The organism is Levilactobacillus parabrevis, from assembly GCF_044051715.1.
In the GTDB taxonomy this organism is placed as follows: domain Bacteria; phylum Bacillota; class Bacilli; order Lactobacillales; family Lactobacillaceae; genus Levilactobacillus; species Levilactobacillus parabrevis.
In genome coordinates, this window is record NZ_CP168688.1 from 2,035,463 (window position 1) to 2,054,099 (window position 18,637).

Here is an 18,637-nt window from a genome sequence, read left to right on the forward strand (position 1 = left end):
ATCTAACCGAACGGGCTAAATGCTCGTTCTTTTTTTACACTCTTTTTGGTTAAACGGCATTAGCCAACTGCGTCACACGGCGATATTGTTCAACGACAGATACCCGAATTGGTCAGATCAGCCGCTATCGCGGGTAAAAACCAGTCTAAGCCGGAGGCAGCCAGGGTGTAGCCAGCCGTGTCGATGACCTTAGCTGACGGTTTTTGTCAGGTTAGGTCATGGGACGAGCTTGGAGACGTCTGAACTGTGACGGCTTCAAGTCGAGGTTCAAGACCGCTCCTCAGGCTTGGGCCGGTCCCCACAGCAGGCGGAATCCCTGGCTGCCGCAAGCGACTAGGTTTAGACCAGTTAACGGCGGTTCTGCCAGTTGATCTCATCGGTTAACCAGCGATCCAGCCAATGTGGCACCAGCCGTGTCTTTGGTCCCGTTGCTGGCCGATTGATGACCAGCATCAGCTGGAGCATCGTGAAGATCAGCGATGCGCGCCGCCGGTATGCCAAGTATTTTGGCTGCCAGGTGGTCACGTACTTTTCCTTATACGCCCGTAAGCCTTGGAAACTGTAGACGCTGGACCCGTACTGATAGATCAGGTGGGCCGCCCGTTCCTCAATAAAGCTAAAGTTCGAGACGCCTACGTTGGCTAAGGGAGCCATCCCCAGATTAAAGGCGGTATAGCCTTGATCACGGCACAGCTCGAACAGGTACACGAATAGTCCGTCCATGATGCCGGAGGGGGCCTCGTGACTCTCACGCATCAAATCAATCGACGTCATCTTCCGATCTCCCGTAGGCATCAGATTGGCAAACGCCACAATTTCACCGCTAGCATTCTTCATCACGGCGATCGGTGCTTCGTCGAGGTAGGTTCGGTCAAAGAACCCCATTGAAAAGCCCTTCTCCGTCTGATCACCCAGCCACGAGTTAGAAATCGCCTGTAGCGTTGCAAAATCCGCGTCACTGAATGGGGGCTGCTGAATCTCACAGGTATACCCCTCACGACGGAACTTATTAACCAGCGCGCGTTCTCCACGATGAGCCTTTCCCACCAGATTAAATGTGGCCAGGTCGACATGGCCCTCTTCCCCCACCTTGATGAAGTCAAACCCCATCTCGTGTAGCCGTAGTGTCAGCGATTCACTGATTTCGTAGAAGACGGGCCGCAAGCCTGCCAGGTCTGTATCGTGCATGAACTGCTTGAGCGCCGGTGCTAATTTTTCCTGATTACCAATGGGTTCGCCCATGACCAGAAGCTTATCGGCTCGCTGCCGAAACAAAAGCAACAGTTGGTCTTCACCATCTTCCTGGTAAAAATACAGGCGCTTGTCCCGCAAGAAGGCTAAATGGCTGACCTCGTTGCCACCAAACCGCTGAATCAGCGCGCGCACCCGCGGCCCATCAAACGGCTGACGCAACCACGCCTGCCGTGAATGTGCCAGGTAGCGATAGATGCCCAAGAGGATCAGCAAGGCTACCAGCAGGCCACCCAGGCCGTTCAGCCATACCTGCATCGACGGTACCAACCAACTTTGCGGTAGCCATGGCCGATGGTTCCCCTGAAACATGTACAACCCTAATACGGTATACAACAGGAACGTGCCCACATAAATACTGCCATCGATCAGCAGGCCACCCCAGGAATAGTGGAAACCCTCGCGGTACAGCTCCGGCCGTGCAAAGATGAGGCAGGCCAGCACCAATCCCAGCAGAACCGCCAAGCCCCCGGGAAAGTTCTCCCGCCAGAGCGTGTTACCAATGGCGATTGCTAACACTACGAGCGTTGGCCAAAAGACCCGTTTGACTCGTGCCCCAACCCCCCGGGCCAATCCAATTAGGAGAAAGGCCACGATAATATTGGAGACTTGATCCAGGAAGTAAAACATATAGGGCACCAACCGAATATAGAGATGGTTGGTTAAGACCACGTCTGGAATCGTCGCGTACAGGAGCATCATCACACCAGAGAAATACATAAAGGTCGTCACGAATAGGTGCGCGCCCCGCCGCAGAGCTGCGACCGGCAAGCCATTTAAGAAGCGGTTGATCTTACGACCGGCATCGTGGAAGAACAGGCCAACCCCCACGCCAAACGGGAAGAGATAGTAGAATAGCCGATACAGTAACAGCCACCCCGCCGCATCCGCGCGGCTGACTCCTAGCATCCCCAGGCCTAGGATCATGAAGACGTCAAAACTCCCCAAGCCACCGGGAATCATCGAGACGACCCCCGCGACCGAGGCCACCACAAACATCGGAAATACAGCGGCTAGATTTAACGGTAGATTCAGTGTCCAACCAATTAGGAGAAAGAAGAGCGCACAACCACCCCACTCCAAACTGGACCCAATGATCAAGCGCAGCTCACGCGTCCAGGTCAAGTCCTTAAAGAACTCGCTGTCATTGAATCGCGTGAAAAAGAACAAGCCTGGAAAATACAGACCACCACCCAACAGCCAGAACCAGTACCCCTGATACGGTTGGCCAACGTTAAACCCAAAGAGCAAGAGGAGGGCAACCCAACACGACAGGGACAGCCCGGCCAACAGGAACAGCGCAATCTTTGAAATGGCATACACCACCTGTTTCTTCGTGGCCGACGCCGAGTAGAAGTTCGCTCGCAGACTTGCCCCGAGGAGACCGCCCATCCCCATGAGGTTGGTGAAGGTGTTGGTCACCCAGCCACTCCGAACGATGTACCCCGTCGAGAACTTACCGGGTAAGAATTCCACGATAGTGAAGTCGTAGATCAGCATTGGCAGGACCGCCACAAAGCCCCCCACTAGGAGGAGCCCCAACGTTCCCCAGCTTAACGACGCTAGGACTGATTGCACCTGCTGCCCACTGACCTCATGCGCCACACGTCCAATCTCTCGGATAATAAAGAGCAGCACGGAAAACATAAAGAGCCCTTTAATCAACGTCATGTGTTTTTGAATGCCCGACCATAGTCTTTTCCCCATCATAAAATCCCCCCGTAGTTCTTCATTATCGCAATGGCCCAGTCGAAACACAATCAAGGCAGAGCTGGAATCAGCCGTTAGGTTACCTGACTTACTATACATCAAAGGAGCCGACGTCCCCACGCCCGGCTCCTTTAGGTAGTCCACGCTGATCGGCACTACCCACTATATTAACTTGTTGTTTCTCCATACTCCGTTGACCAATTGTGCTATCACTCATCAGATTCTATTTTCCATAACCGCATTCCCCAATGCGATTCTCGCCGTGACTCACGCAAGCCGGTTCTCCCGGAAAGGACCGTCCCCCTCAGGTGGTGTGTCAAGCTAGACGTTCAATTGCCGTCAGCCGGTCTATGCGCCATGACATCCCCCAAAAACTTTTTGTCACGCCACGATCCGTCCGGTTGCCCCTAAAAAAGTTCAACTGCAATTGACTGTTTTAATCATAGCTGAACCGGTCCACTTTAAAAACTTACCCTAAAAGAAATTATTCTGAGATTTTCTCAGATTGGCCATCCGCTCGAGGCAACGTCACCACAAATTGACTCCCCTGCGGCACGTTGTCGCCAACGGTAATGGTCCCGTGATTCAGATGCACCAACTGGTCAACGATCGCCAAGCCTAACCCGGTGCCCGCAATTTCTGGTGTTCGCGCTGGATCAGCACGATAGAAACGTTCAAAGATATGCCGCTTATCCGCCGCACTGATCCCCATCCCCTCATCCTTAACCCGAATGATCTGGGTGGTCGCTGTCGTTTCTAAGTCAACGGTGATGACTGACGTAGCGGGTGAGTATTTGGCAGCATTATCGAGCAAGGCCGTCAACACCTGCTCAAGACTCTCTGCAGCCCCTAGAATCACGGCTGGCGACTGATTGCCGGTTACGCGAAGTGTCTGGTGAAGGAGTGGCCGTTCACGCGTCGTCGCCGCGGCAATCACGTCCTGTAGATCAACGGGCGCCAGCTCCAAAACGGCGCGGTCAGCTCGCGACAGCGTCAGCAGACTATCCACCAAATTCTTCATCCGCATCGACTCATCACTGATATAGGCCAACGACTGTGGAATAATCTCCGGATGGTCCGCCGCACGTCGCTGGAGAAGCTGCACTTGGGTCAGGACCGCGGCAATCGGTGTCCGCAGCTCATGGGCTGCATTCGAGGTGAACTGCCGCTCCTGAGCGGTGTGTGCATTGACCGTCTCCAAAAGCGCGTTAAAGCTCGCGGCCAACTGATTGACTTCCACCGGTTGCGCCGGAACGGGCAGAGCAATCCGCCATTCGCGCTGGTGGGCCTGCTCCTGTGCCGCAGTATTCAGACTAGCCAATGGCTGCGTGAGTTTTCGAGCGACCGATCGGACGTAAAATCCTCCAATCAAGATCGTTGCCACCATAACCAGCAGCACCACAATCGCCACCGACAACAGGGTCACCACGATTGGCATGAGGTTTAGCCAAATTTCCAAACGATTTCCATGATAGTAACTTTCTCGATAGTACGTTAGCCCGTACTCCGGCGCATAGCTGATATTTCGAATGCCCAACACCCGGTGAGGCTTATGACTTAGAAAGTCGCGAGTATAGGGCGAGTAGTAGTATTTAACTGCGCTATCGCGGGGGTTCGTCACCCGGACGTTGGTCTCAAAGGTATCAATGGCACTATATCGCCGCCACCAGTACCAGTCAGGCTGGTCATCGATTACCGAGTGTTGAAGCCCCTTCATCAACCGAGTCGCTGAATCCTGAGTCTGGCGAATCTGCTGGTAACCGACCACCGCGATGATGGCGGTCCCCATGAGTAGCGTTGCCAAAATAAGTAGCCGAATCACCCGTTTATGAATTTCTCCGGCCGTTGTTTGTGCTTTAGCCATTCGCGCTCACCCCAGATATTCCGTGGAAAGGACGTAACCCACGCCACGCACCGTATGGATCAAATCATTGACGTGTCCCGCCGCAAGCTTGTGTCGCAGGTAGCGGATATAAACGTCAACAATGTTGGGTTGCCCCTCAAAGTCTACGCCCCAGACCTGATCCAGCAAATCATCCCGGGTCAGTGTCTCCCCCGCATTCTTCATGAGGCAGAGTAACAGATCGTACTCACGTTGCGTCAATTGGATCAGCTCGCCCCCGTTTCTGACTTGACGACTGCGCGTGTCGACCATTAGCTGACCCACGTGGAGTTGCTGCGTGGCTGGCGTTGTAGCTTGACGATGCCGCAAGATAACGCGAACCCGCGCAAGCAGTTCTTCCAGGTCAAACGGCTTGGTAATGTAGTCGTCCGCCCCGGTATCCAGCCCCGTGACTTTATCACTGACGTAGTCGCGCGCAGTCATCATGATTACCGGTAAGTCATCGTTACGTCGAATCCGCCGCAACACCCCGAGCCCGTCCAGCTTGGGTAGCATCCAATCTAGAATGATCAGATCCAGTTGTCCCCGATTATTTTCATAGACTTCAAGCGCACTGCGGCCATCCTTGGCGTTAAGCACCGTGTACCCCTCGAACTGCAGATCCATGCTGACCGACGCCAGTAGCGCCGCATCGTCCTCCACCACTAAAATCATGTCACTCATTGCAGATCCCCCTAGCTTTCGTATCATTAAGTTTAGCTTACGCCACTACAATTTCTCTGACCACTGTACGGGTAAATCTTCAGGTTTTCTAAAAGATCTATGAATTCTTTGATACGAAACGGCGCGGGAGACTAATCGGCTACCTAAATTTGGCCAAAAAAAGAGAGCCTGGCATTTTAGCTCAGACTCTCTGTCGTTATCATGATTTAGCTTGATACGGGTGTGCCTTCATCAACGTTGCGTAGTGAACCAGCTCGTCAAAGGCTGCCGCCAAGCGCTTCGCAAAGTGATCACTGTTTGGCGCTGTCTTGACGAGCGTGCCGTCAGCTGTAAAGTTGGGTTCGGCATTCCACAGCAGGACTGGGGCGGGCAAGACCATCATCTTTAACATCTGGAGAATTTCAACGACGGACGCGGCGGCCAGTGCCCCACCATCACTATACTTGGAGTAGGTCACGATTTGAACCGGCTTGTGATCGGTCTCGGGACCCACAAAGTCTAAGGCGTTCTTGAGGCTCCCCGTAATGGCATGATCGTACTCCGGACTGAGAATGACATAACCATCCTGAACCTTTAATACGTTCAGCCACTGCTCTTCGATTGGTGCCAGGCCTTGGATGGCCTCGGACAACGGCGTCTCTGCGTGGTCGTAAAATGGCAACGGATAATCTTTCAGATCAATCCACGTAAAGTCAACGTCCGCAGTGGGCATTGCCTGTTGTAGGTACTTGAACAACTTTTCACCGAGCGAATTCGTCCGGGTACTACCAAGAATAACACCAATTTTTACTGACATGGGGAGGACCTCCTAATTAGTTAATAACGTGTGTTAGCTTAGCACGGGGTTAACTAAATACAATGAGAATTAATCAATCATCTGATAACTAAAAGTAAGTAAATCCATCGTTATTCCCGGAGCATCAGGCCTGTTACTAACTTAATGTAAGTACATACTTTTTTCGTATGGCATCGTAATTGTCTAAAAAAGTGACCGGCGCATCCGCCGATCACTCACAACTAACTTAACCTAATCCGACTGGTGGCAAGCCTAACGATACCACCGTCAGCAATGCCATCGCTAACCAGGAACACTGCCAGTCGCGGGTAGCCTGATAGATACCCGCAACAACGCCACCAACGACCAGCGCTGACAGATTATCGCTCAGTGACCCCCAAGAAACTAAGATGTAGCAAATGATTGGCAACAACACCGCCGCCCATTTCGGAAAATCCGGCAACCGGTTGAGCCGTTCTTGTAAGATCCCCTGTAATACCCACACGAACAGCAGTGACGCTACGAACACGGCGAAGCCACCCAGTAAGAGCTCAACGGTCAGTCCCGGAATCAAAGGTACCGTCAGCGTAGATGGCGTTAGCGTAAAGGCAATGATTGCCAACGCAACGCCGCCTAAACCCGTGCTCGCCAACGTCCACCACACGTGGCGTGGTGTAATGACTTGTCGAAGCCACAGACTGGTGTGATACCGATAAAACCACCAGATAGCGAGGGCGCTGAGCACCATCAATACCAACGTGACCAGAATCCGAATGCCCGCGTTATTGATCATACCGTGGGCGCCGGGCCACCGTACCAATCCCAACACGGGTATGCTTGAAATCAGTAGTAATACATATAAACTCAACGCAAAACCGCTCCAAAACCATAATTGCGGCAAAATCCCCTTGTGCATCCTAAGCTCCCCTTTTCCCCAATCAATATGTAATCCCAAGGGTGGTCGCAGCGAGACACGACTCCCTAGAAACCCTCGGGCCCCATTATAGGCTGGCAATCTAAACATTAGCTTACCCCGGCTAACGGCTTAACTCCCAGAATGGTGATGAAAAACAAAAAGCCGCCACCCGGAGGCAGCGACTTCTTTATTTTCGAAGTGTAAGTGATTACTTAAGCGTAACCACACCACCAGCGGCTTCAAGCTTTTCCTTGATGTCGTTAGCTTCGTCTTCTGAAAGGCCTTCCTTGATGACAGATGGTACGTTGTCAACAAGACCCTTAGCGTCCTTCAAACCTAAACCAGTGATTTCACGGACAGCCTTGATAGCCTTAACCTTAGCGTCACCAGATTCAGTTAATTCAACGTCGAATGAATCCTTGGCAGCAGCGTCGCCACCAGCAGCACCGGCTGCAGCAACTGGTGCAGCAGCAGAAACGCCGAATTCGTCTTCGATACCCTTAACTAAGTCGTTAAGGTCAGTAATTGATGCTTCTTTAAGAGAAGCGATGATAGCATCTTTATCAAAAGCCATGTTATTTTCCTCCAATAATTGGGTTTTATATTTTATGTTTCAATTTGAATCAGGGACTTAGGCTGCGTCGCCTTCGTCACCCTTTTCAGCAATAGCCTTAACAGCGTAAGCCACGTTCCGTACTGGTGCCTGTAAGACATTAGCCAGCATAGAAAGAAGATCTTCACGACTAGGTAAGGTAGCGTAAGTGTTGATTTCGTCAACGGAGACAATCTTGTCTTCGATGAAACCACCCTTGATTTCAAGGTCGTCAACACCATCAGCAAATTTCTTCAAAACCTTAGCTGGGGCAATTGCATCCTCGTCAGAGAAAGCAACGGCAGTAGGACCAGCGAAAAGATCGTTAAGACCTTCGTAACCAGCCTTTTCAGCAGCCCGAACCAAAATCTTGTTCTTGATAACGCTCATATGAACGCCTGCTTCACGCAATTGCTTCCGTAATTCAGTTGCTTCTTCAACAGTTAAACCACGGTAGTCAACAACGATAGCACTGACGGCGTTGTTGAATTTTTCAACAACCTCATCAACCTTTTTTGCTTTGATAGCAATAGCTTGTTCACTCAAATTATTTCACCTCCCGGAAAAGTTTGGTGGGATAAAAAAATCCCTATGCCACCAAGACATAAGGAGTCAAAAGTTTAAGTAAACTTCTGCCTCGGCAGGAAATTAAGACCATTAGGCCACCTGAGTCTTAGGTAGGATCTATTAAATACAACTTCAATAGCATACAATACTTCGACATTACTGTCAATGCACTGCAAGGGATTTTTTTAATTCACGTTTTAACTTAGGCTAATAATGAAGCCAAGTCAACGTCGACGCTAGGGCCGAACGTTGAAGAAATTGAAACGTGTTGAACGTAAGTCCCACGTACAGCAGCTGGACGAATGCGAACAATCGTTTCAGCAATGGTCTTCAAGTTGCCGGCAAGCTTGTCAGCATCAAAGGAAACCTTACCAAATGGAACAGCAACGTTACCATCCCGGTCAGTCCGGTAAGTAACTTGCCCGTTCTTAGCATCGGAAACAGCCTTTTCGACGTTCATCGTAACAGTCCCCGTCTTAGGGTTAGGCATTAAGCCCTTAGGTCCTAAGACCCGACCTAAACGACCAACTTGGGCCATCATGTCTGGCGTTGCAATAGCAACGTCAAAGTCCAACCAACCGTCTTGGATGCGTTCTACTAAGTCTTGTTCACCAACAACGTCAGCACCAGCTGCTTCAGCAGCCTTAGCTTGGTCACCCTTAGCGAATACGATTACCGTGGTTTCCTTACCGGTACCATTTGGCAATACTAATGCGCCACGGAGTTGTTGGTCCGCTTGCTTCGTGTCAACGTTAAGCTTGAAGGCAACTTCAACAGTTGCATCGAACTTAGCGAAATCCATCTTCTTAACTAAATCAACGGCGTCGCCCATGGTGTAGACCTTGTCAGCCTCGACCAATTTCGCAGCGTCTTGATACTTTTTACCTCGTTTGTGAGCCATTTTGTGTATTCCTCCTTGCAAATGTGGTTGTAACGGATAAACCTCCCACTTGACACATTTCATTTTCGTGAAGTGTCCGACTATCCGAAAACTGAGCTTAACCTTCGACCGTGAAGCCCATGCTCCGGGCAGTACCTTCAATCATGCGCATAGCTGCTTCAACATCAGCTGCGTTTAGATCTTGCATTTTAGTTTCAGCGATTTGCTTAACTTGATCCTTGGTTACCGTAGCAACCTTCTTCGTGTTAGGTTCGCCGGAACCACTTTCAACACCAGCAGCCTTCTTCAACAGCGTTGCTGCTGGAGGAGTCTTAGTGATGAAATCAAAGGAACGATCTTCATAGACACTGATCACAACAGGAATGATCATACCAGCTTGGTCAGCGGTACGAGCGTTGAATTCCTTAGTGAAGCCCATGATGTTGATACCTGCTTGACCTAAAGCTGGTCCAACTGGGGGAGCTGGGGTTGCTTTACCCGCAGGAATTTGTAATTTAACGACATTAGCTACTTTTTTAGCCACGAGACAATACCTCCTTGAGTCCGTGTGTGGTAAGTGGGGCTGTTAGTTTGCCCCTCCCACTTTGAAAAATATGCATCACGCATACCTGAGAATCATACCACACTTTACTAACTGCAACAAGTTCTTTTCTGAAAAAGCCGGATTAACCCAGGATAGGGTCGACTTGATCGAAGTTGAGTTCCGTACTGGTCTCCCGACCGAACATGTCGATGTTGACCTTCAACTTCATCTTTTCGTTGTCGACTTCCGTGATCTTACCAACTAAGCCGCTGAAGGCACCATCCACGATGGTTACGGAGTCGCCAGGTGCAACGTCCAATTCAGCGTGACGTGCGGAGATCCCCACACGACGTAAGATACGTTCCACTTCGTCAGGCAACAGTGGCGTTGGCTTACTACCTTGACCATGGGAACCCAAGAACCCAGTAACCCCAGGCGTGTTCCGGACAATGTACCAAGCTTGGTCACTCATGACCATTTCGACTAAGACGTAGCCAGGGAAGGTCTTTTCCATCGTGACCTTGTCCTTACCATTCTTAACTTCGTGTTCTTCTTCTTCAGGAACAACGACACGGAAAATGTTGTCCTGCATCCCCATTGATTCGGCACGGGATTCCAAGTTTGCCATAACCTTGTTTTCGTATCCGGCGTACGTGTGTAGTACGTACCATTGCTTTTCAGCTGACTCAACCATGTGTGGTGCACTCCTTTAATAATTGACTTTTTCGTCCAAAATAAAAAAACTCCGCAATACACGAAGTTCCTGTTGCTACTTAATATACCATATCTGGCCGTATTTGACCACTGACAATTCACCTAGGCGATGAACTTTAAGCCGTACTGAACGATCCAGTCAACGACCGCGAAGAAGATCGCGAAGAGCACGGAAATGCCAATAACGGTACCAGTATCGTGCCGCGTTTGCTTAGGACCAGGCCAAGAAACTTGCTTCATTTCCTGTCCGACCGCCTTAAAGAAACGGAATAAACGCATGGTGTTGCCTCCTAATAGATTGTAGTGTTTTGGTGTTACGATCAGTCACATTAACGGGTTTCGCGGTGTAACGTATGTTTCCCACAAACCTTACAGAACTTCATAACCTCTAGACGCTTAGTGCGGGTCGCACTTGCTGTGATGGTGTAATTTCGCGACCCACATACTGAACAGGCCAGAGCAATTTTCCTTTGAGCCATCTTGCCACCACCTTTAATCAAATCATGTTCAACTCATACTGGTGTAGTTTACCATTGTCTTTCCCGCCCGTCAATCATTCGGCAAAGACTTCACGGAGCTTTATCTGACTCCTGTGAGCCGCACTGGTGACTTGAGCTAGCGACAGGGCCCGCGCCTGACTGATTCCCTGTAAGGACTGTCCCTGCAGGAGGTCGTTGAAGACACCGCGTTCAATGCCAGATAGACGTTCCCCTACCTGGCGAACCGCATCCTTCACCTCTAGGCTCTCCCGCAGCACCCACCGTGCATCCCCGACCGTGTCACAGATAAATACGCGATTGGCTTCCAGGGAGACTGCCAAACGATCTTCAAGGCGCTTCTGCGTCTGACTCTGGCGAATCAAATCGTACACCCGAAACAAGAGTGCCCGCCGGTAGAAGGCGCCAAAGCTCTTCATTCGCGCGATCTCGTACCGTTGCACAACGCGACAGAATACCAACAAGGCCTCCTGATTCCAATCATCAAGGTCGTGGTCGGGAATGAAATACTTGCTCTGGATCTTAAACAGCACCGGCCGATAGCGTTCAAATAGCACCAGTAATGCGGGCGAATCCAGCGATTCACGGATGAGAAAGAGGAGCTGTGTATCACTTAATTCGATCAATGGGAAAGCCTCCTTATTGGGTCTATTTCTAGTCTAAAGGAGGCCCTCCCCATTGCCGAGCGAACGGACGTTTAAATAAAATTTATCTTTTTATAATTGCATCTATCTACCAACAATCTCTGGTTAGTGTGCGCTCGGCCTTAATCGTCGATAGCCATCACCGCTCAAATCGTTAGTTAGCCTAATTCACTATCCAAACACCGTCTACTATCTCTATGGTACGCAAAAAGCCACCCAACCAACCTTTTAAGGATTGGTCGAAGTGGCTCACAGTCACATGACCGAAAACAAAATAATTTATATTCGGAAAACGTGCGACTACTTTTAGTTTTTTTACATTAGTATTCTATAGGGTAAGTCCCAACCCACACTAACGTATGACAGCTAGTGCTTTGGTCGGTGCCCATGATCTGGGCGCGCCATCATTTGGTCCCGCAACTTTTCCAGCTTGTACAGCTGTTGGTCGTTCCACGGCGACTTACGTACCAAGCCCTTATCCGCAAACTCACGGGCGGTCTGTTTGACCTCATTCTGCGCCCGTTCGATGTCACGCAACAGCTCTCCGGCAGGAATCCGCAGGGCCCCCTCTGAAAAGATGGTCCACTGTTCGGCCTGATCACTGGTGGCGACCGTCACCTGGGTAAACCGTGTCTGACGCTCCTTGGCTAGCTTTTCAATATAGCTATCCGCCGTCTCGTCACGGTTCGTCCAGACGACTTCCAGATCGAACTGCCGATAACTCTTGGAGATACCGGGTACATACATCGCGTCAAAAACCACGGTAATTGAGGCGTCCCGTAGCTTTTTATAGTTTGCCAACATGGACAGGAGTAAGTCCCTGGCCTCCGGTAACCGATCACTGAGCTTTAGCCGGTTGAGCTTGGGCCAGTTGCCGATCATGTTATAGGCGTCGACAATAAGAATATCTTCTTTCATTTTCCCACGCTCATCCCTTCGTTCAGTGTTGGACTGGGTGTCGAGAACTGAAGCCTTGATACATCAGCAGGCCAGCAGCCACACTAGCGTTTAGGCTTTGCACGGACCCAACCATTGGAATCGTCAGCATCTCGTCAACCGTTTCCTTGAGCAAGCGAGAAATTCCCTTGCCCTCGTTACCAATGATCAGACCAACGGCGCCCTTGGCGTTCCAGTCCCGGTAGTCGGAACCTTCCATGTCGGTCCCAAAGATCCACATGCCCCGTTCCTTCAGTTCATGAACCGTGTTGACCAGGTTAGTGACCCGAGCAACCGGCACCGTTTCAATGGCCCCAGTCGAGGTCTTAGCAACGGTCGAGGTCAACCCAACGGCGCGGCGCTTGGGAATGATTACCCCGTGAACGCCACTGGCGTCGGCCGTCCGCAAGATGGACCCCAAGTTGTGGGGATCTTCGACACCATCCAGGATCAGGAAGAAAGGCGCCTCACCGGCTGCTTCGGCCTTAGCGAACAGGTCATCGATACTAGCATATTCAAACGCCGCAACACCCAGGGCTACCCCTTGGTGATTCTGATGATCCGTCAGTTGGTCCAGCTTTTGCTTAGGCACTTCTGAGATCACCAAGTGACGCTTCTTGGCCAATTGACGAATCTCGTCAATCGCCTCGGCCTTCAACCCACTCTGCAAGAAAACCTTGTTGATGGTCTGTTGGCTACGCAATGCGGCAACGGCTGGATGCCGGCCGATGACAAAATCGTTAGATACGTCGTTCGTTTCGTTTTCTGGATTCATTATTCAGTCCGCCCCGCTTCTACTTGTTCAATGCACCATTTACCCAATTCGTTGACCCGGTCCTGTTGTCCACTGAGTGCTAAGTAGCCCATCAAGGCTTCAAACCCGGTAGAAATACGGTAGGTCACGACGTCCGTGTTCTTGGCGTGCGTGTAACTCTTGGCATTGCGCCCACGCTTAAACATCGTCCACTCGTCATCACTTAAGATGCCATCCTTTTCCATCAGGTCGATCAGTGCGGCTTGCGCCTTCGCTGAGACGTAATGGGTCGCCTTCTTCTGCAGATGGTTAGGCTTAGCTAGTCCCTCCGCAATCAGGTGTTGACGAATAATTACTTCGTAGGCGGCATCGCCCATGTAGGCCAGTGCGACCCCGTTTAATTGTCGAAAATCGACTTGTTCTGTTTGTTCAGTCATTAATTTCCCTTTCTCCAACGCGTCCCTTGGGGCGTGTCTTCCAAGATAATTCCTTGGCTCTTCAGTTGTTCACGAATTTCATCACTACGTTCAAAGTTCCGGTTCTTCCGGGCAGCCAACCGTTCATCGATCAGTGCCTGAATTCGATCATCACCCAACGCGTCAGCTTCTGCCAGCTCCACACCGAACACGCTGAGCAGGTCGGCTAAGGTCTGGCGAATAAACGTCAGTGTCCCGCTAAAGACCACTGGCCGTTCAGCATACACGTTACCCAACCGCGCTAGGTCATGAACCTCGGCAACCCCGTTTTGCACGTTGAAGTCGTCGTCCATGGCATCGTTATAGTCCGCGATGATCTGCCGAATTTCCTGCTCAACCTTCGGATCATTGCCATCTTCGGCATCCTTCAGACGATATCCCATGTTGTTGTATGAGGTCTGAAGCCGTTCCAGGTTCCGCGCCGCCGTGTCCAGGTTCCGTTGGCTGTATTGAATTGGCCGTCGGTACTGGGTCGTAGCCATGAAGAAACGCAACGTCTGCGGGTCGATGGTCTTCAAGATGTCGTGAACCGTCACGAAGTTGCCTAGTGACTTACTCATCTTTTCGTTCTCGTCGCCGACCGTCACAAAACCGTTGTGTAACCAGTAGTGGACGAACGTCTTACCCGTCTTGGCTTCGCTCTGTGCAATTTCATTTTCATGGTGGGGGAAGGTCAGGTCTTCACCACCACCGTGGATGTCAAAGGTATCACCGAGGTAGTGCGTTGACATGACGGAGCACTCGATGTGCCAACCAGGTTGACCCGCACCCCAAGGAGACGGCCAGGAGATTTCACCCGGCTTAGCCCCCTTCCAGAGAGCAAAGTCGACAGGATCTTCCTTACGCGCCGTCTCTTCATCGTTGGTGTGCTGAGAAGCCCCTTCTTCGAGCTCATCCAGGTTCTGATGGGACAATTCGCCGTAATGGGAAAACTTGTGTGCCCGGTAATAAACATCCCCATCAACTGGATAAGCGTAGCCCTTGTCGATCAGGTCCTGCACGAATTCAATGATTTCGGGAATGTGTTCCGTAGCCCGCGGGTTAGCGGTTGCTGGTTCGATGTTCAATGCAGCCGTGTCTTCCTTGAAGGCTTTGATGAACCGATCACCCAATTCGGGAACGGTAATGTTTAATTTTTTCGCTTGATTGATCATTTTATCATCGACATCGGTAAAGTTAGAAATGTACTTCACCTGATAGCCGCGATATTCGAAGTAACGCCGAATCGTGTCAAAAGCAATGGCACTTCGCGCGTTCCCAATATGAATATAGTTATAGACGGTCGGACCACACACATACATGTTAACCACTCCGGGAGTGATGGGTTCGAAGGTCTCTTTCTGGCGGGTCATGGTATTAAATACTTTGAGCATCGCGAGGCTCCTTTCGCGTAACCTTTATATATTGCTTCGTTTCGACATCGCTGAGTGGGCAGCAATCGACTTTGCCTTCCGGTTGGTTCTGGAGATACTGGAACGGGTGGGCACAACTTGGAGCCTCGCACAGAACACGAGTCTTCAAGCTTGGCCTTTTCCTAGACCGAGCAAATCACTCGGCCAAGGAAAACGACACACCTGAGCATCTCCAGAACCAACCTCCGGCTTACACTGACCTATCCCTACGCGATTGTCTAGTCCCTCATAAATGATATGAACTTACGCATGCATTGGTATCCAATCAGTATCTTCAGAACCGCCCGGGAGGCGACATGTGTGCACCAACCCCAGGATGTCGAATGAGTTAGCTCCATTGTAGCATACCAGAGCGGTTAGCAAAAAGCCGAATGGACGGCCAATGGCCCCTCATTCGGCTTCTTTACCAAAACGTTAGCCTTCGAGTTGGGCCAAAGTTTGGTGAATGTGTTGTAATGCGGTCTTACGGCCGACTAATTCAATTGATTCAGGTAATTCTGGACCGTGCATTTCGTGGGTTACGGCAATTCGGATTGGCATCCATAATTGACGACCCTTGATACCGGTCTTGGCTTGAACCCGCTTGATCACGTGGAAAATTTCAACGGAATCAAACAGATCGAGCTTTTCGATTTCTTCAGCAAATGCCTTTAAGACAACTGGTGCCGTATCATTGCTGATTTCTTCCAGTGCAGCGCCAGAAACTTGTTCTGGTTCTTGGAAGAAGACGGAAGCCATGTCGTTGATCTGTGCCATGTAGCTCATTTGTTGCTTGTACAGGTTGATCAATTGACGCGACCATTCGATGGTGTTCGTGTCTGGGTTAGCAGGAACGTTCCCCGCCTTGATCAATTGCTTCAAGGCCAAGTCCACGATGGTGCTTTCGTCAGCATCCTTCACGTAACGGTTGTTCAACCAGTCCAGCTTATCACTGTCAAAGGTTGCGGGGGATGAACTCAGACGCGTTTCATCATACATCTTGATGAATTGCTTACGGTTGAAGATTTCATCTTCCCCAACTGGAGACCAGCCCAACAACAGAATGAAGTTGAACATGGCTTCTGGCAGGTAACCCAAGTCACGGTATTGTTCGATGAATTGGAGCACGGATTCGTCACGCTTGGACAACTTCTTACCAGTATCCTTGCTGATGATCAGGCTCATGTGACCAAACTTAGGTGCTTCCCAACCAAAGGCTTGGTAGATCATCAATTGCTTAGGCGTGTTGGCAACGTGGTCGTCCCCACGGAAAACGTGGCTGATGGCCATCTTGTGGTCGTCAACAACAACGGCGAAGTTGTAAGTTGGCATCCCATCGCGCTTCGCAATGACGAAGTCCCCACCAATGGTATCGGAATTAAAGGAAACGTTCCCCTTAACCATGTCATCCCAAGCAAAGATTTCATCCTTTGGGACGCGGAAACGAATAACTGGCTTCAAGCCCTTAGCTTTAGCGGCATCGATAGCAGCTTGCTTTTCGGCTTCATCCATACCAGCGTATTCATATTCGTAGTGTGGCATTTCTTTGCGGGCCTTTTGGGCTTCACGGTCGGCTTGTAATTCATCTTCCGTCCGGTAAGATTCGTAGGCCTTGCCTTCATCGATCAGTTGTTGGATCAGTGGCGTGTAAATGTCGCGCCGTTCTGATTGCCGGTAGGGACCGTAGTCGCCACCAACATCGGGACCTTCATCCCAGTCCAAACCTAACCACTTCAGGTTTTCCAGTTGGCTTCTTTCACCATCCGCGATGTTCCGCTTAGTATCGGTATCTTCGATTCTGATGATGAACTTACCCTTGTTGTGCCGGGCAAATAAGTAATTAAAGATCGCTGTCCGGGCATTACCAATGTGCAAATGACCGGTAGGACTCGGTGCGTACCGAACCCGAATTGAATTTTTCGCCAAAACGTTTGCGCCTCTTTCTCCATTATTTACGTAATTTAGTGTTTAACTGCCATCTGTGAGATGACACATTGTTCTTAGTGTACAATGACAAACCGGAAAAATAAAGGTGTGACCCTTAATCTCTCCCAGAAATCTCAAGTAAGCGGTTATTTACCGCGACCGCTTCGGTTTCTTCGATTGGCCCTTGCCCCCGGCATCCTCTTCAATGTTTCTGCTAGAATGCACGGGCTTGGCAAAGATCATCCGCCCAGCATCGGTCTGGATGGCACTCGTTACGACCACATCCAACTGCTTGTTGATGAAGTACTTCCCATCTTCGACGACGACCATCGTGCCATCATCGAGATAGGCGACCCCTTGCTGCCGTTCGGTCCCGTTCTTAACCACCATGACGTGCAGGTTTTCACCCGGAATTACCCGAGGCTTCAGGGCGTTAGCTAAGGAATTAATGTTGAGGACTTGAACGTTTTGGAACTGGATAACCTTGTTCAAGTTGTAATCGTTGGTGACGATGACCCCACCATTTTCCTTGGCCAGTCGAATCAATTTACTGTCGACTTCGGGAATATCCTCAAAGTCGCCTTCGTACATTTCAATCGGCATGATGTTTTCGTTCTGGAGTTTGTTTAAGATATCTAACCCCCGACGTCCACGAACCCGTTTGATGGAGTCGCTGGAATCCGCGATGTACTGCAATTCATACAACACGAAGTTAGGAACCAACAATGTCCCTTCCAGGAACCCCGTCTTGGCCAGATCATAGATCCGACCATCGATTAAAATATTGGTATCCAAGATCTTATAGTGATGGAAGTTGGGTTCCGTTTGTTTATCGATGACTTTCTTAGATTCCTCTTCGCTAGCTTTCTTGCTCCGTGACTGGAACAACTTACGCCACTCTTCGGCACGGACCTTACTCAGTCGCGTCCCGATCCGGAAACCGAGATACCCAAACAACAGCATCAGAATCCACGGAATGAAAGTACTGATGAAGAACGATGGCACCCGGAAAAGAAACGACGAAATCAGCAGGGCCAATGCCAAACTAATAATTGCGCCCAAGCTGCCAAAGAGAATCGTCATTGGATTCTGTTTATTGAGATAGGCTTCTAGCTTATTGACCACCCGCATGATCAGTCCAGCAAACAACAACCCCAGAATGAGGAAAATAATTGCACCAACTAAAATGTTAACTAAGATGTTGTTGACGAGCGGACTGTTCATCCCAATGAGGTGCCAAAAGCGAGAAAGGTACGCCACCCCCATGACACCACCTAGGATGGCGAAGATCACGAGAATAACTGTTTTCTTACGCATACGTTCACCTCCTTTCAAATCACCATAATTTAATTAAAAACTTGCAACTAACTGCGCCTGCGGCTGACAGGGATTCCACCTGCTGTGGGGACCGGACCAAGCCTGAGAATCGGTCTTGGTCCTCGGTTTGAAGCCTCGTAAAAATCAACGAGTCTTCAAACACGTCCATGGTGTAACCTGG

At 50.3% G+C, this 18,637-nt stretch carries 19 protein-coding genes and 1 other annotated feature; all 19 genes read right to left on the bottom strand.

Annotated features, from left to right (window positions below):
* Positions 1-348 precede the first annotated feature (348 nt).
* The 19 genes from mprF to ACEPSU_RS09725 all read right to left on the bottom strand — a co-directional run bounded on the left by mprF (position 349) and on the right by ACEPSU_RS09725 (position 18,456).
* A complete protein-coding gene (mprF, locus tag ACEPSU_RS09635; protein WP_395323178.1) occupies positions 349-2,958 on the bottom strand; it encodes a bifunctional lysylphosphatidylglycerol flippase/synthetase MprF in 2,610 nt (869 codons plus the stop codon).
* Between the two features lie 487 nt (positions 2,959-3,445).
* Positions 3,446-4,825 (bottom strand): sensor histidine kinase, encoded by a 1,380-nt coding sequence (locus ACEPSU_RS09640; protein ID WP_395321307.1) that lies wholly within the window; start codon positions 4,823-4,825, stop codon positions 3,446-3,448.
* Between the two features lie 6 nt (positions 4,826-4,831).
* Positions 4,832-5,527 (bottom strand): response regulator transcription factor, encoded by a 696-nt coding sequence (locus ACEPSU_RS09645; RefSeq protein ID WP_020088145.1) that lies wholly within the window; start codon positions 5,525-5,527, stop codon positions 4,832-4,834.
* A gap of 199 nt (positions 5,528-5,726) precedes the next feature.
* Positions 5,727-6,323, bottom strand: coding sequence for an NADPH-dependent FMN reductase (locus tag ACEPSU_RS09650; protein ID WP_395321311.1), 597 nt, complete (start codon positions 6,321-6,323; stop codon positions 5,727-5,729).
* 226 nt (positions 6,324-6,549) lie between these two features.
* A complete protein-coding gene (locus ACEPSU_RS09655; protein ID WP_395321313.1) occupies positions 6,550-7,170 on the bottom strand; it encodes a hypothetical protein in 621 nt (206 codons plus the stop codon).
* Positions 7,171-7,426: 256 nt separating this feature from the next.
* Entirely contained in the window at positions 7,427-7,792 is a 366-nt protein-coding gene (gene rplL, locus ACEPSU_RS09660; RefSeq protein ID WP_020088142.1) for a 50S ribosomal protein L7/L12, read from the bottom strand.
* Positions 7,793-7,849: 57 nt separating this feature from the next.
* On the bottom strand, positions 7,850-8,356 hold the full coding sequence (gene rplJ / locus ACEPSU_RS09665) for a 50S ribosomal protein L10 (protein ID WP_020088141.1): 507 nt from the start codon (positions 8,354-8,356) through the stop codon (positions 7,850-7,852).
* A 25-nt stretch (positions 8,357-8,381) separates the two neighbouring features.
* Positions 8,382-8,506 (bottom strand) — a sequence feature (ribosomal protein L10 leader region).
* A 73-nt stretch (positions 8,507-8,579) separates the two neighbouring features.
* The gene (gene rplA, locus ACEPSU_RS09670; RefSeq protein ID WP_020088140.1) at positions 8,580-9,278 is read right to left on the bottom strand and encodes a 50S ribosomal protein L1; all 699 of its coding nucleotides are present in this window, start codon (positions 9,276-9,278) and stop codon (positions 8,580-8,582) included.
* 97 nt (positions 9,279-9,375) lie between these two features.
* Entirely contained in the window at positions 9,376-9,801 is a 426-nt protein-coding gene (gene rplK / locus ACEPSU_RS09675) for a 50S ribosomal protein L11 (RefSeq protein WP_020088139.1), read from the bottom strand.
* A 142-nt stretch (positions 9,802-9,943) separates the two neighbouring features.
* A complete protein-coding gene (nusG, locus tag ACEPSU_RS09680) occupies positions 9,944-10,495 on the bottom strand; it encodes a transcription termination/antitermination protein NusG (RefSeq protein ID WP_020088138.1) in 552 nt (183 codons plus the stop codon).
* 122 nt (positions 10,496-10,617) lie between these two features.
* Positions 10,618-10,794 (bottom strand): preprotein translocase subunit SecE, encoded by a 177-nt coding sequence (gene secE, locus ACEPSU_RS09685; protein ID WP_020088137.1) that lies wholly within the window; start codon positions 10,792-10,794, stop codon positions 10,618-10,620.
* Positions 10,795-10,844: 50 nt separating this feature from the next.
* The gene (rpmG, locus tag ACEPSU_RS09690; RefSeq protein WP_081624552.1) at positions 10,845-10,994 is read right to left on the bottom strand and encodes a 50S ribosomal protein L33; all 150 of its coding nucleotides are present in this window, start codon (positions 10,992-10,994) and stop codon (positions 10,845-10,847) included.
* 74 nt (positions 10,995-11,068) lie between these two features.
* Positions 11,069-11,638 (bottom strand): sigma factor, encoded by a 570-nt coding sequence (locus ACEPSU_RS09695; protein ID WP_020088136.1) that lies wholly within the window; start codon positions 11,636-11,638, stop codon positions 11,069-11,071.
* A gap of 384 nt (positions 11,639-12,022) precedes the next feature.
* A complete protein-coding gene (locus ACEPSU_RS09700) occupies positions 12,023-12,574 on the bottom strand; it encodes an NYN domain-containing protein (RefSeq protein WP_395321318.1) in 552 nt (183 codons plus the stop codon).
* A 22-nt stretch (positions 12,575-12,596) separates the two neighbouring features.
* On the bottom strand, positions 12,597-13,367 hold the full coding sequence (gene rlmB, locus ACEPSU_RS09705) for a 23S rRNA (guanosine(2251)-2'-O)-methyltransferase RlmB (RefSeq protein WP_020090335.1): 771 nt from the start codon (positions 13,365-13,367) through the stop codon (positions 12,597-12,599).
* Positions 13,367-13,783, bottom strand: a complete 417-nt coding sequence (locus ACEPSU_RS09710; protein WP_020090336.1) for a Mini-ribonuclease 3 — start codon at positions 13,781-13,783, stop codon at positions 13,367-13,369. Before ACEPSU_RS09710 ends, rlmB begins: the two co-directional genes overlap by 1 nt.
* The gene (gene cysS, locus ACEPSU_RS09715; protein WP_395361521.1) at positions 13,783-15,195 is read right to left on the bottom strand and encodes a cysteine--tRNA ligase; all 1,413 of its coding nucleotides are present in this window, start codon (positions 15,193-15,195) and stop codon (positions 13,783-13,785) included. Before cysS ends, ACEPSU_RS09710 begins: the two co-directional genes overlap by 1 nt.
* 453 nt (positions 15,196-15,648) lie before the next feature.
* Entirely contained in the window at positions 15,649-17,139 is a 1,491-nt protein-coding gene (gene gltX, locus ACEPSU_RS09720; RefSeq protein ID WP_020090338.1) for a glutamate--tRNA ligase, read from the bottom strand.
* A gap of 150 nt (positions 17,140-17,289) precedes the next feature.
* A complete protein-coding gene (locus tag ACEPSU_RS09725) occupies positions 17,290-18,456 on the bottom strand; it encodes a PIN/TRAM domain-containing protein (protein ID WP_020090339.1) in 1,167 nt (388 codons plus the stop codon).
* Between the last annotated feature and the right edge of the window lie 181 nt (positions 18,457-18,637).

Excerpts from the sequence above, each read along its gene's own strand:
- mprF (WP_395323178.1), bottom strand. The coding sequence starts at position 2,958 with ATGGGGAAAAGACTATGGTCGGGCATTCAAAAACACATGACGTTGATT.
- ACEPSU_RS09640 (WP_395321307.1), bottom strand. The coding sequence starts at position 4,825 with ATGGCTAAAGCACAAACAACGGCCGGAGAAATTCATAAACGGGTGATT.
- ACEPSU_RS09645 (WP_020088145.1), bottom strand. The coding sequence starts at position 5,527 with ATGAGTGACATGATTTTAGTGGTGGAGGACGATGCGGCGCTACTGGCG.
- ACEPSU_RS09650 (WP_395321311.1), bottom strand. The coding sequence starts at position 6,323 with ATGTCAGTAAAAATTGGTGTTATTCTTGGTAGTACCCGGACGAATTCG.
- rplL (WP_020088142.1), bottom strand. The coding sequence starts at position 7,792 with ATGGCTTTTGATAAAGATGCTATCATCGCTTCTCTTAAAGAAGCATCA.
- rplA (WP_020088140.1), bottom strand. The coding sequence starts at position 9,278 with ATGGCTCACAAACGAGGTAAAAAGTATCAAGACGCTGCGAAATTGGTC.
- nusG (WP_020088138.1), bottom strand. The coding sequence starts at position 10,495 with ATGGTTGAGTCAGCTGAAAAGCAATGGTACGTACTACACACGTACGCC.
- secE (WP_020088137.1), bottom strand. The coding sequence starts at position 10,794 with ATGCGTTTATTCCGTTTCTTTAAGGCGGTCGGACAGGAAATGAAGCAA.
- rpmG (WP_081624552.1), bottom strand. The coding sequence starts at position 10,994 with ATGGCTCAAAGGAAAATTGCTCTGGCCTGTTCAGTATGTGGGTCGCGA.
- ACEPSU_RS09700 (WP_395321318.1), bottom strand. The coding sequence starts at position 12,574 with ATGAAAGAAGATATTCTTATTGTCGACGCCTATAACATGATCGGCAAC.
- rlmB (WP_020090335.1), bottom strand. The coding sequence starts at position 13,367 with ATGAATCCAGAAAACGAAACGAACGACGTATCTAACGATTTTGTCATC.
- ACEPSU_RS09710 (WP_020090336.1), bottom strand. The coding sequence starts at position 13,783 with ATGACTGAACAAACAGAACAAGTCGATTTTCGACAATTAAACGGGGTC.
- cysS (WP_395361521.1), bottom strand. The coding sequence starts at position 15,195 with ATGCTCAAAGTATTTAATACCATGACCCGCCAGAAAGAGACCTTCGAA.
- ACEPSU_RS09725 (WP_020090339.1), bottom strand. The coding sequence starts at position 18,456 with ATGCGTAAGAAAACAGTTATTCTCGTGATCTTCGCCATCCTAGGTGGT.